Annotated in this window: 12 protein-coding genes; 5 read left to right on the top strand and 7 right to left on the bottom strand. The window is 37.3% G+C overall.

Translation table 11 applies throughout. The features are described from left to right. Nucleotides 1–14 precede the first annotated feature (14 nt). From HHL20_RS14535 to HHL20_RS14520, 4 genes are all read left to right on the top strand, one after another. Nucleotides 15–437 carry a deoxycytidylate deaminase gene (locus tag HHL20_RS14535; RefSeq protein WP_169231892.1) on the top strand — a complete coding sequence of 141 codons (423 nt, stop codon included), beginning with the start codon at nucleotides 15–17 and terminating at the stop codon, nucleotides 435–437. 5 nt (nucleotides 438–442) lie between these two features. After that, nucleotides 443–1,357: a site-specific tyrosine recombinase XerD gene (xerD, locus tag HHL20_RS14530; protein WP_169231891.1), complete on the top strand. Its 915-nt coding sequence runs from the start codon at nucleotides 443–445 to the stop codon at nucleotides 1,355–1,357. Beyond that, nucleotides 1,354–1,869 (top strand): NUDIX hydrolase, encoded by a 516-nt coding sequence (locus HHL20_RS14525; RefSeq protein WP_169231890.1) that lies wholly within the window; start codon nucleotides 1,354–1,356, stop codon nucleotides 1,867–1,869. Before xerD ends, HHL20_RS14525 begins: the two co-directional genes overlap by 4 nt. A gap of 179 nt (nucleotides 1,870–2,048) precedes the next feature. Beyond that, nucleotides 2,049–2,498 (top strand): hypothetical protein, encoded by a 450-nt coding sequence (locus tag HHL20_RS14520; RefSeq protein ID WP_169231889.1) that lies wholly within the window; start codon nucleotides 2,049–2,051, stop codon nucleotides 2,496–2,498. Nucleotides 2,499–2,672: 174 nt separating this feature from the next. Here HHL20_RS14520 and HHL20_RS14515 read toward each other — a convergent pair whose 3' ends face one another. The 4 genes from HHL20_RS14515 to HHL20_RS14500 form a co-directional block, all read right to left on the bottom strand. Beyond that, nucleotides 2,673–3,131, bottom strand: coding sequence for a heme-binding domain-containing protein (locus HHL20_RS14515; protein WP_169231888.1), 459 nt, complete (start codon nucleotides 3,129–3,131; stop codon nucleotides 2,673–2,675). A gap of 2 nt (nucleotides 3,132–3,133) precedes the next feature. Next, complete coding sequence (locus tag HHL20_RS14510; protein ID WP_169231887.1) at nucleotides 3,134–4,903, bottom strand: Ig-like domain-containing protein; 1,770 nt, start codon at nucleotides 4,901–4,903, stop codon at nucleotides 3,134–3,136. A gap of 25 nt (nucleotides 4,904–4,928) precedes the next feature. Next, complete coding sequence (locus HHL20_RS14505) at nucleotides 4,929–6,191, bottom strand: serine hydrolase domain-containing protein (RefSeq protein WP_169231988.1); 1,263 nt, start codon at nucleotides 6,189–6,191, stop codon at nucleotides 4,929–4,931. 109 nt (nucleotides 6,192–6,300) lie between these two features. Then, nucleotides 6,301–7,251 carry a 2-hydroxyacid dehydrogenase gene (locus tag HHL20_RS14500; protein ID WP_169231886.1) on the bottom strand — a complete coding sequence of 317 codons (951 nt, stop codon included), beginning with the start codon at nucleotides 7,249–7,251 and terminating at the stop codon, nucleotides 6,301–6,303. Between the two features lie 137 nt (nucleotides 7,252–7,388). Between HHL20_RS14500 and HHL20_RS14495 the strand changes: the two genes are divergently transcribed. Beyond that, nucleotides 7,389–7,553, top strand: coding sequence for a hypothetical protein (locus tag HHL20_RS14495; RefSeq protein ID WP_169231885.1), 165 nt, complete (start codon nucleotides 7,389–7,391; stop codon nucleotides 7,551–7,553). A 342-nt stretch (nucleotides 7,554–7,895) separates the two neighbouring features. Here HHL20_RS14495 and HHL20_RS14490 read toward each other — a convergent pair whose 3' ends face one another. The 3 genes from HHL20_RS14490 to HHL20_RS14480 all read right to left on the bottom strand — a co-directional run bounded on the left by HHL20_RS14490 (nucleotide 7,896) and on the right by HHL20_RS14480 (nucleotide 11,758). Next, nucleotides 7,896–8,420: an acyl-CoA thioesterase gene (locus tag HHL20_RS14490; protein ID WP_169231884.1), complete on the bottom strand. Its 525-nt coding sequence runs from the start codon at nucleotides 8,418–8,420 to the stop codon at nucleotides 7,896–7,898. Next, nucleotides 8,408–9,184, bottom strand: a complete 777-nt coding sequence (locus HHL20_RS14485; RefSeq protein ID WP_169231883.1) for a hypothetical protein — start codon at nucleotides 9,182–9,184, stop codon at nucleotides 8,408–8,410. Before HHL20_RS14485 ends, HHL20_RS14490 begins: the two co-directional genes overlap by 13 nt. Before the next feature lie 468 nt (nucleotides 9,185–9,652). Continuing rightward, nucleotides 9,653–11,758: a TonB-dependent receptor gene (locus HHL20_RS14480; RefSeq protein ID WP_169231882.1), complete on the bottom strand. Its 2,106-nt coding sequence runs from the start codon at nucleotides 11,756–11,758 to the stop codon at nucleotides 9,653–9,655. Between the last annotated feature and the right edge of the window lie 119 nt (nucleotides 11,759–11,877).

The following is an 11,877-nucleotide window of genomic DNA, read 5'->3' as shown; positions in this document are numbered from 1 at the left end:
AACGATGCTGCTGTATGAATAAGTTTGACAAAGCTTATCTAAAAATGGCTCAGGAATGGGCACAACTTTCCTACTGTAAACGAAAGCAGGTAGGAGCTCTTATCGTAAAAGATAGGATGATTATTTCAGATGGTTACAATGGTACCCCGTCAGGTTTTGAAAACTGCTGTGAGGATGAGGAAGGCAAAACACACTGGTATGTGCTTCATGCAGAAGCCAATGCCATTTTAAAGCTGGCCGCTTCCACACAATCTGCAAAAGGAGCCACGTTATATTTGACGCTCTCCCCCTGCAAAGAATGCAGTAAACTCATTTTACAGGCCGGAATTAACAGGCTTGTGTATATCAATGAATACTCGGACGATGATGGAATATCATTTTTAAAGAACCATGGCATTGAAATAATACAAATTTCGGAATATGAATTAAAAAAATAACACACATGACTTGGGATGAAAAAATTAAGGATTTTGAAATTTTTCTTCGTTTCGAAAGAAATTTTTCAGAAAATACTCTTGATGCGTACATTAGGGATATCAAAAAACTAAAAGAATACGCGGAAGAAGATTTAGAGAATATGGGACCTGATACCATTCAGTACGAAAACCTGCAGGAATATATCTTTAACCTTTCCAAAAAAAAATTCAGCGAACGCTCACAGGCAAGATGGATATCGTCTATAAAGGCTTTCTTCAAATATCTTGTTGAGGATGAGTATCGTAAAGACAATCCTGCAACTTTATTAGAAGGCCCGAAACTAGGGCTTTATCTGCCGGACACTTTAAGCCTTCCGGACATCAATAAAATCATCAGTGCCATTGAACTGGATTCTGATCTTGGGAAAAGAAATCAGTGCATTATTGAGGTACTGTACGGATGCGGACTCCGGGTATCGGAGCTTATAGAGCTGAAAATCTCCAACATTAATTTCCGCGAGCATTATATCAAAGTGCTGGGTAAAGGTAACAAAACCCGTTTTGTTCCGCTTGCTGATTACACCGCAGCATTACTGCTAAGCTATATCTCTGATATCCGTTCTAAAATTAAGGTCAGCAAAAGATATGAAGACACGCTGTTTTTGAACAGCAGAGGTACATCCATGTCCAGAGTGATCGTATTTTTAATAATAAAAGAACTTACGGATAAGGCAGGGGTAAGCAAGAAAATTTCACCACATACCTTTAGACACTCTTTTGCAACACATTTATTGCAGAATGGTGCAGACCTCCGTTATATCCAGGAAATGCTGGGCCATTCGAGTATTACTACAACAGAAATTTACACTCATCTAAAAACAGAAGAACTTCGGGATGTTATTTTAAATTATCATCCGAGAAATATGAATATTGTCCAATGAAAATATTGAAATATTGCCCAAGTTGCGGCAAAGAATCTCTGAACTGGGACGGCGAAAAGAAATGGAGCTGCCCCGAATGTAATTTCACTCTTTATAATAATGTAGCCGGAGCAGTAGCTGTGGTTATACGATTTGAAAATGAAATTTACCTTACCAAAAGGAACAGAGATCCAAAAAAAGGAAAGCTTGACCTTCCGGGAGGTTTTGTAGACCCTCGTGAAAGTGCAGAAGAAACCTGCAAAAGAGAGCTTTTCGAAGAACTGCAGCTTGAGGTGGATATTTCAAATTTAAAGTATCTCACAAGTCTTCCGAATGTATATCAGTATAAAGAAATAGACTATAATACAATTGATCTTTTTTACGAATATAAGGTTCAGGAAAAGTTTCAGGTAAAACTTGATATCTCTGAAATTTCAGCAGCGGTCTGGATTTCTTTACAGGAGTTAAATCCTGAAGATCTTGCTTTTGATTCGCAAAAAAAGTTTTTCGCTGATTACATTCGGAAGATTTAACTAAAGACATCACAATTCAAAAATACAGTAATTTTTTTGTGCCAGTGAATAATTTATAAAGTTTATAAAGATAAGCGCATTAAAGATACGGCCAATAAAAATTTCTATACGAATGATACAATAAACATTCGTATATATTATCTTATAGCAAATTATAGTAACTAACGTATTGTATTAGAATGAAAAAAATATTATTAGCTATTTTAGGAAACTTCTTCTTTTTATCAAATTCCCAAAAATTATACTCCAAAATAGATCATGCAGAAATTAATCCCACAAGACTGTCGATTGGAAAGAGTTTTATAGAAACATTTTTAGATAAATGTTACAAAAACAATAGTACTACACTTAAAAATTTTAAAGTTGATAAAAGGATTGAAAAATCCATGATTTCGAATTTTGAAAAAGAATGTCAAAAAAACAAAGAGAACTATGGCAATATTGAAATTCTAGAATTAAACTCAGCTTATAAAAATAAGCGTCTTAAAAGTTTTGACCCTGTTGATTTATTTATTTTCAACATTAAAACGGAAAAAGTTTCTCCCGCTAAGTTTTTAAGTGTTTGGGTTTATGAAGATAGCAATGTAATAGGAGGAATATGGATATCTAAAAAGAAACCATTAGAATAAGAAGAAAGATCAAGAAGTAATAAATAGAAATGATATAAAATTTGTTTCTAACCTTTAAATTCAAGCTACATGTATATAGCAAAGATGAATTGAAAAATTGAAAATTCTTAAACATATTGAATACAAACTATAATTTATACAGTTTATTCATTCACAATCTAAATTAGAAATTAATCAATATGTTTTTGACTTCAGTATCGTTTCAAAATACTGAACCAACAATACGCGTTCTGCTTCAGATAAATTGGCTTCTTTGTGATACACCACATAACCGGGCATAGGCATGGTTTTATTTTGTATGGTCTGAACGGCCTTCTCCAGCATACTCTTTTTTAAATCCTCATTATATTTCCCCCAAACGGAAAAATTCAAATGTTCTCGGCCTTCATTGACATGACTTTTTACGGACCACGAAACCGGAGCCACATAGGCATAGTCAGGATATACCGTTTCATCTGAGTGACAATCGTAACAGGCACCTTTAATGAGCTGCGATATCTTCTGAGGTGTTCTTTTGATATCTATAAAATTTACCTGATGATCAACCGGTTTATTCACCTTATCTGTTGGAATAAACTGAATCAGGGCAAAACCAATCAGAAACCAAAAAAGTATTCTTTTAAATGTTTTCATGATTATCTTGTCGGCTTTATCAAAGTTCTGTCGCTTTTCAGCTCAGGTCTGGCTCCTGTATTTGGTGTAACTGAGTTAGAAGAAGGCGTTGGAGCGGTACTGTTATTCGGCTTTGGAGTATCGAGCTTGGATGTATCCAGAACTCTTGTATCCTTCAGATCCCATTTTTCGTTGCTGTCCCACAGAGGCCTTACAATTACCGTTTTATAATAAATATAAGAATCTTCTGCAAAAATATCATTCTGGAAATCGGCCTCATCCCAATATTTATTTTCATTGTTATCTACCAGTATCCGTACAATATATTCTGCCGGTTTAAGGATATCAAACTTCACATCGTTACCTTTGGTATACTTCTGATAAAGAACTTTTTCTGAGCTGTCTACCAATTGAATCCAATAGCTTGACGTAGGAGCATTTTCCAGCTTAAAGGTCAGGCTTCCGTAATTCTCCACTTTATCAACTTCGAAATCAAAACGTTTTGACTGATAATTTTTAGCATAAAAAGATGAAACCGTTTCCTTAGGTACTGTAAGCTGATACTTTTTGCCCGAAACAAAATCTGCATTTACAATAATCTGATAAGGATTTGTTTCCGAGATTCTTGCGGTGAAGGGAAGTGTATTCAGGCTGTCCCCTGCTGCCCTGAAGATCCATTTGTCTGTGCTTAGTTTATTAATATAGTAGTTTGAACTGATTTTAAAGTTTTCTTTTGGAGCAAGCATTCCGCCGCCATTATCACTGTTTACATCCATTGCATTCTTGGTATTGTAACGGTAAAACAAAGAAGCATTATAAAGAGTATCTTTTTTAACTCCTGCATTATATCCGAACTTCACGTTTTCGACTGTGGTTTGCCCGAGATTGCTTTTCACCGCATCAAACCATATTCTGACCGAATCCGATTTAGGAGCATGGGTCACCTTGTAATCTGTAAGCTTTTCGTTTTGAGACTGTACCCTCACACTATCCGGCCGGCCTTCAAAAGTCATTAAAACACCTCCCGGCACTTCTTTCGTTTCAAGATATTTCACCGGCTTCTTAGACGGATAAAGCTTTACATTCAATCCTGAGATTGACTTTTCAACTACAACAGGTTCTTTCTGAAAACCTACTTTCTCCTTTCCGGGATCGTATATAGAGTTTCCGTTTTCATCTTCAAAAGCGATAATTCTATATTTTCCGGGCGCAAGATAATTCAGCTCATAATAGCCGTCATCGTCAACCTTGGTGATATAATAAGGCTTCTGCTTATAATCAATGGTATCTTTTACCGGATAAAGCCCTACGACAAATTTGTTTTCAGAAGCTTTTTTGAGCGATAACGCATCTTTTATTTCTCCGCTGATATAGAGATCATCCAGCTTTTCACCGGTAGAAAAAGCGAAGTTGAAATATCTAAGGATATTATTTTCGTTGTTATCCGAAATAGCGTTTCCGAAGTTGAAATTGTACGTTGTATTGGCCTGCAGGGTATCTTTCCATTGGATAAGAACAAATTTATTGGCGATACTGGAGGGGATAATTCTGGTAATATTTTTAATCGGTGGCGATATGCTTAGATTCTTATTGATGTCTTTCAGGGTCACGTATTCGTCGAAATCAAGGCGCAGCTCTTTAATGTCCCTGGGAACATTAATTCTCGCCGAATCAATATTAGAGCCTAAAAATTTTGGTGCTAACGTATCTTTCGGGCCTCCTACAGGTGATCCTACTCTCGCACAGGACTGCAAAAGAAAACCAATAACAAATAATACAAGAAGTCTTTTCATGAAGATGTTTACGCAAAAATAAACATTATTCTCCATAAACTTCACCATGTCCTTTTAATGTATCTTTATCATCACTCATTACACTGTGAAGTTTATCTTTTTGTGCCGGAAAATCTTCAAATAATCCCGATAATGCAAGTGCCGTATAAACTTTTCCGGAATACATGTTACCAATGGCCACAATGGTTACTTTTGATTTTAATAAATGCGCAAATACAGAGTTGGTACCGTGCCACCATCCGTTATGGTACGTGAGTTTTTCTCCGTTGTCAAAAATTTTCATCCTGAAACCCAATCCGTAATTATTGGTTCCGAATTTTTCATTGCTGTATGGTGTAAAAACCTGCTCCATAAGCTCAGGCTTTAAAAAATCTTTCGAAAACATGGCTTTAGAAAAATTATAAAGGTCTCTTGGGGTGGTATATACATTTTTATCTCCGTAAATCAGATCCAGCCTGTCCAACGGATAAAGCCTTTTGCCGCCATAATAAAATGACTGGGATGCTGTTGGAATATCTTTTTCCTGGAAGATAAAAGTATTTTTCATTTTAAGAGGGTCAAACACCATCTCTTTCATGGCCTGCGGAAAAGGAGTATTGGTGATCTTTTCGATCAGCAGCGCAAGCATGGCAAAATTGGTATTGCAGTACATGAATCCCGTATCTGTATCTCTCGCCAGGTCAGGTTTGTACTTAATAATCATATTTAAAATATCCTGGTTTGTGATGAACGCTTTGGAAAGCTCAGCAGGAGCAGGCTGTATTTTAGTGATGAAATATTCATATTTCGGAAGACCGCTTCTTTGGTCGAGCAAAGTTTTAACAGTAACATTCGGATAAGGGAATCCCGGAAAAAATTTCGTAAGATGATCGTCCAGATTTATTTTACCAGCCTCTACCAGCTTAAGCATTGCCATTGCCGTAAGTGTTTTTGATACCGAGGCAACATGAAGGGGTGTATTCCTGTCGATAGGATTCTGATTGCCTTCTCTTGCAAAACCTCTGTAGTTTTCGTACAGAATATCATCACCTTTCGCAACCAGGATTCCGCCACTGAGGTCGCCACGTTCCCATACTCTTTTGTAGTACTGATCAATATATCTTGAAAGCGATGCCTTATCAGGGATCTGACTGTCTTCTTTTGTAAAAACTTTACTTAAATCTACGTTTCCGTAATTCGGGAGATTAGTCGTGCTTCCGGTGGCATTCTCCTGATTTTCAGTCTTGTTTTTACAGGCAAAAAGAGCTATACAGGCAGTGATAATAAGTACAAGATTACGCATCCTCATGAATTTCAAAAATGAGCGGCAATTTAATAAAACTGAAAATAATTATTAACTCCTGACTGTACATTATGAATTATTTAACATAAAATAATCTGTTGCCAAACTCAGAAAATTAATGAATCGACTGAAAATTACCTGAAAATTGCGCAAGAATTTTATCCACGATTACCTGGGCAAGTTTTTCCTTGCTTTGGATAGTCCATCCAGCGATATGTGGTGTTACAATCACTTTTTCAGATTCGAGCAAAAACTGCAGGTCTTCATTTTCTGATTCCAGCTTTTCGAAAGAAGACTTTTCATATTCCAGAACGTCGAGACATGCTCCTTTTACTTTTCCTGATTTAATAGCTTCAACAAGACTTTTGGTTTCCACGTTTTTTCCACGTGCAGTATTGACGAAATAAAAATCATTTTTCATTTCTGAAATAAAAGGTCCGTCTACGAGATAATATGAATCTTCCGTCAACGGAATATGTAAGCTCAGAACTTCTGCTTTTTCCTTAAGCTCATCCAGGGAAACTTGAGTCGCATATTCATCGGAAAGGCCGGGCAGAATATCATGGAAAATTACTTTGCATCCGAACCCTGAAAGCCTTTTGGCAGTCGCTTTGCCCATATTTCCATATCCGATGAGGCCTATCGTTTTTCCCAGCAGTTCGTCACCTCTGTTTTCTTCTCGGAGCCAGATCCCATTTTTCACTTCCTGGGATGCAATGAAAAGCCTGTTCATAAGGATCAGCAGCATTCCTACCACATGTTCTGCAACTGAATCACGGTTTCCTTCCGGAGAATTGATCAGCTGAATTCCCAATTTTTGTGCTACAGGAATATCAATATTTTCCATTCCTGCTCCTACTCTCGCAATAAATTTCAGGTTTTTAGCTTGCTCCAGAAAATTCTTGTCCAAAGGAATTCTGCTCCGGATGATGACACCATCATAGTTTTTTATCTTATGGCAGACCTCATCATAAGAAGAGGTGAAATCTTCTTCCAAAATAAAATTTTTTGCAAGAAGCTGTTCGGTAATCAAGGGATGGTTTTTATCTAAAAGGAGTATTTTCATTTTTTTTAACACTAATGACACTATTGTTTTGCACAAATGACACAAACGAAATTACGTTGATAATTTTTATATTTGTTCTGCAAAGGTAGTTACAAAGATTCAGAAACAGCTTTTGTAATTGAATTTTTTAGTTTTCCATGAAATCACCTAAGGCCATTTTCGGTATTTCCGTATTGCTTCTTCTTGTATATATTATTGTGCTGTCACAGCAATTTTCTTCTGTACAGGAAATTATTCCCGTTCACTATTCCGGAGACGGTGGAGACGGTTTTGGGAGTAAAAATTTTTATGGTTTGAAGTAGGTCTTAATTTTCTGCTTTTATGTCTTTTGGCATTACCCATATTCTTTCCTGAAAAAATGTTTGCTAAAACCGGCGATTACTTAGAATCCTCTACTGAAGCAGCAATAAAAAACCGACAACTATTTTTGTCGGTTTTATCTGTACTTGTTACAATAATTTTTTGTGGACTTTCGCTGAAAGAAATTATTTATTTAAGTTTTATTTAAAATCCGCACAGATTATTCAGATTTAGCAGATTAGATTACAGCTTCATCAAACTTGTTGATTAATTCTTTCTTAAGTACAACCAAGATAATCACCAACTTTGCGTCAAAAAAACTACAAATAATTTCTTAAATCAAATTATTTTGTTTCCTCCCCAAAAAGCTTTTTAAGCTCAATTGACTCAGAAGGTTTCATTCTTCCGGAAAGAATCAGGGAGAGTTCCTTTCTTCTGAGTGCGGCTGCGTATCTTTCTTTTTCAAGATCAGTTTCCGGTTCCATTTCAGGGATTGGGATGGGTCTGTTGAATTCATCAACCGCCACGAAAGTATAAATTCCTTTATTGGTCTGAATTTTTTTGTGGTTAATAGGGTCGTCCAGCCACACGTCAACATAAATTTCCATGGAGGTAGAGAAAGCCCTGGAAACTTTGGATTCCATCACAACAATTCCTCCTTCCGGAATTGGATGATCAAATGAAACGTGATTCACGGAAGCCGTTACTACTCGTCTTTCGCAGTGTCTTGTTGCAGAGATGGATGCACATCGGTCCATTCTTGCCAAGAGCTCGCCTCCGAAAAGATTCCTCAGCTGATTGGTATCATTGGGAAGTACAATGTTCGTCATTACCGTCAGGGATTCTGACGCCTTCTTTATTTTTGCCATTTCTTCTTAGTGTTATGTGTAGGAGCCGGATTGTTTACAGCTTTCTGTATTGCCGGCTGAATATTCTGCTTTACCACAGTATCTTTTTTCAGAGAATCTGATGGTACAACCGGGGGTGCAATCTTTTGCGCTTTTGCAGTATCTTTTTCAACGATCCGGTGAGTTCTGGTCTGCACAGAAGGATTGGTGTTTCCAAAAGACTTTTCACCAAAAAGAAGCTCCTGCTGCGTGTAAGCAACATATAAAATTCCCAGAACAGGAATAATGATGAGGAAAATCCAGAGAATTGATTTATTAAAGCGGTAATCTTTTCCGGAATTTTTGGAAACGGTTTTTGGAGATTCGTTATTATGGATGTCCGAAATTTTAATTTCTTCCAGCCCATAAAAATCGGGATGATCTGACTGAAGCCTGTTTCCTTTGAAATGCGTTTCGCCTTCCTCGATATAAATAGTACCAAGTCCCTGAATCTCCAGCATCTGATCTGCCTGCAGTTTCTTCTTCCAGAAATCGGTCTGGATCTGCAGATCTGTTTTGGACGCTTCCGTGGTCATCTGTTTGTGACCGGCAATAAAAGCAGCCAGCTCATCAGATTTTATCCTATAATCCGGGCTGTATACAATTTTACTTGCAGGAGGAAGGATGCTCCCATTTTCTGAATTGATAATGGCTTTGGAGTTTTCAAGTGAAAACACCCCAAAATCCGGAACCGTAACGGTACCGAATTGTTTCAAATATTCTAAAATGTAAGCTGAAATATTCATTTGGCAGCAAATTTATGACTTTTTCGTGACTTTTGTTATATAAGAATTGTTCAGTATTAAGTTTAAAATATGCAGATCTGATTTTAGAAATCCTGTCCATGTTATAAGCTTTGGCTAAAGCCAATCGATGGTTTATTTTTCTAAAGCGGGCTAAAGCCCGCTCCTATTGATGAGCTGTCAGGATTTAGGCAATAAGTTTTAGCTTGAAACCTACATTGATTTTTGGAACAAATGTGAATAACCAACTGTTTCCCTAGCCGCGATTGAAGCAATTGTCTGAGCTCATTTCTTTATTTTCCGGGGCGCGGCGGCGAAGCCGCCGCGCCCCGGAAAATAAAGAAATAGCGAGTGCGGAAAGCGGGAAAAAGCTTCTAAAAATAATTCTGATAGAATCCAAAAAAAAGGCCGCCGAAGCAGCCTTAATCTAACTTTACTTTTTACTATAATTATTTCAATATAGCCTGATGGTTATTGTATTTCCCAGCTGATCCCGAACATGAAATTGGTTCCGGCCTGTGAAAAGTAATAGGGTTCACTGTCCCATACCGCTCCGTTATTAACGTATTTTCTGTTAAATATATTATTAACAAGAAGCTTGAGCGCGATGTCGTTGTTTTTGATTTTAAACTGGTACTGTGCATTAAAATCGGTAAGGAAATAGTCGTTCAGCTTGAGGTTGCGATCTTCCGAATTATCGAGATACTGTTTTCCGACATACTGATTAAGTAAGGCAAACTGGAAATTTTTATTTAGGTTGAATTTCACTGAAAGATTGGCAATCACGTCCGGAGAGAAGGAAATCTGTGTATTCCCAAGATCCTGAACGCCGTTTTCATTTTCTACTTTAAAGTCCAAATTCCTGTTGTTACTGAAACTTACATTTCCGTTAAGTTCCCACTGTTTTGAAATTTTAGCCAATGCTCCGAGCTCGATCCCGCTTCGGAAACTTTTCCCGGAATTGGTTCTGATGAATGCACCTACATTGTTTAGCTCGCCATTTAGAACAAGTTGATTGACATAATACATATAGTAGAGATTGGCGGTGAAAGATACAGGCCCAAACTGTTTTTCGAGACCGGCTTCAAAATCGTGAAGCTTTTCGGCTTTTACGTCATTATTTGCGAGAAGATCGTCCCGGTTGGGTTCGCGGTGAGCGTGTGCATAGGAAACGAAAACTTTTCCTGCCGGAATTTTATAATTGATTCCCGCTTTTGGATTGAAGAACAGCCAGTTTTTGTTTAAATCTGCTCCTTCCCCATCTCCTGAAGTAATGATTTTTGTATCGTAATCTACATTTCTCAATTGGAGGTCTCCGAAAAATTCGAAATCGTTTACTCTTACCAATGCTTTTGCAAAACCTGCCACTTCATTTTTCACGGAGCGGTTTCTGTAATACTCGTGTTCATCAATCTGGGGAATGAAAACGCCTGTTACATTTCCGAAATGCCTTCCGTAGTACTGATTGGCGACTGCACCGAAGTTTACATCAACCGTTCCCAGTTTTCCGTAAAGCGTTGATACGATTCCGTAGAAATCATTATTCAGCCACTTTTTCCTGATAAAATCAGAATATTCTTCACTTCCAACATCAGGTAAGTTATATCTGGCGAATGGATCACCCTGCTTATAATTTTCGTAATATCCTTTCCCTTTGGTATAATGTATGGTTGTTTCGAGGTTCCATTTATCATTAAATTTCTGTTCCCAAAGCAACTGATAATGATTTTGTTGGTAATTGTCGGTCTCGTTATCATAAAAGCCTACAATATTTTCCCAATTTGCATCATAAATTGCTCCGGAATAATTGAATTTAGGATCGGTTTCCCAGATTTTTCTATCGATTCCATTCCAGGCCTGATAGGTTTTTTCTTTACCTCCGAAAGCCATTAAACGGATTCTTGTGTTTCCTTCTTCATATAAAGCCGTGAAATTATAGGAATTCAACTTTGAAAAAGCCCTGTCGATATATCCATCTGAATTGATGTGCGTATATCTTCCCATCACGGAAAGCCGGTTCCCCCAGAATTTTCCGGATCCTATTTCTGCAGAATATTTATAGGTATTAAATGATCCGTAGCTGTCATCTGTTTTAACATAAAACTTTTCTTCAGGATCTTTTGAAAGCACATTAATGCTTGCTCCGAAAGCGGCAGCCCCGTTGTTGGATGTTCCCACTCCTCGCTGAATCAGAATCTGGGAAGCAGAACTGGTAAGATCCGGAACGTTGACGAAGAATGTACCCTGACTTTCCGAATCATTGTATGGAACACCGTTCATCATCACATTGATTCCGCTTCCGGAAACACCCCTGATTCTGAAACCTGTATAGCCCACTCCATTCCCGGCATCTGATGTAGATATAATGGAAGTCTGGTTTTTCAGAAGAATCGGAAGATCCTGTCCCAAGTTTCTGCTGTCGAGATCTTTCTGAACATTAATGATTTCTTTGGCTACGGGAAGTCTTCTGGTAAAATTAACGGCTTCAATTTCCTTTATTTTTAAGGAATCGGTATTTTGTGCCTGGATAAAGGCAGCTGCGCCTACAGTAAGGCCTAAAAAAAATAATCCTTTCATTCTATAAATTTTAACATTTAATGAATAAAAGGGGCGGATTATCTATAAATGATTAATGATAAAAGATGATTGATTTTTATTTTTTGTTAATAAATTATCAATAATCATCTATCAATTAT

Source organism: Chryseobacterium cheonjiense, from assembly GCF_012927265.1.
GTDB classification, from domain to species: Bacteria; Bacteroidota; Bacteroidia; order Flavobacteriales; family Weeksellaceae; genus Chryseobacterium; species Chryseobacterium cheonjiense.
The sequence above is the reverse complement of the archived record's forward strand: the minus strand, read 5'-3'. Positions and strand labels throughout refer to the sequence as shown.

Bases quoted from the DNA above. Each gene is read 5' to 3' on its own strand.
- HHL20_RS14535 (WP_169231892.1), top strand. From the start codon at position 15: ATGAATAAGTTTGACAAAGCTTATCTAAAAATGGCTCAGGAATGGGCA.
- xerD (WP_169231891.1), top strand. From the start codon at position 443: ATGACTTGGGATGAAAAAATTAAGGATTTTGAAATTTTTCTTCGTTTC.
- HHL20_RS14525 (WP_169231890.1), top strand. From the start codon at position 1,354: ATGAAAATATTGAAATATTGCCCAAGTTGCGGCAAAGAATCTCTGAAC.
- HHL20_RS14520 (WP_169231889.1), top strand. From the start codon at position 2,049: ATGAAAAAAATATTATTAGCTATTTTAGGAAACTTCTTCTTTTTATCA.
- HHL20_RS14515 (WP_169231888.1), bottom strand. From the start codon at position 3,131: ATGAAAACATTTAAAAGAATACTTTTTTGGTTTCTGATTGGTTTTGCC.
- HHL20_RS14510 (WP_169231887.1), bottom strand. From the start codon at position 4,903: ATGAAAAGACTTCTTGTATTATTTGTTATTGGTTTTCTTTTGCAGTCC.
- HHL20_RS14505 (WP_169231988.1), bottom strand. From the start codon at position 6,191: ATGAGGATGCGTAATCTTGTACTTATTATCACTGCCTGTATAGCTCTT.
- HHL20_RS14500 (WP_169231886.1), bottom strand. From the start codon at position 7,251: ATGAAAATACTCCTTTTAGATAAAAACCATCCCTTGATTACCGAACAG.
- HHL20_RS14495 (WP_169231885.1), top strand. From the start codon at position 7,389: ATGAAATCACCTAAGGCCATTTTCGGTATTTCCGTATTGCTTCTTCTT.
- HHL20_RS14490 (WP_169231884.1), bottom strand. From the start codon at position 8,420: ATGGCAAAAATAAAGAAGGCGTCAGAATCCCTGACGGTAATGACGAAC.
- HHL20_RS14485 (WP_169231883.1), bottom strand. From the start codon at position 9,184: ATGAATATTTCAGCTTACATTTTAGAATATTTGAAACAATTCGGTACC.
- HHL20_RS14480 (WP_169231882.1), bottom strand. From the start codon at position 11,758: ATGAAAGGATTATTTTTTTTAGGCCTTACTGTAGGCGCAGCTGCCTTT.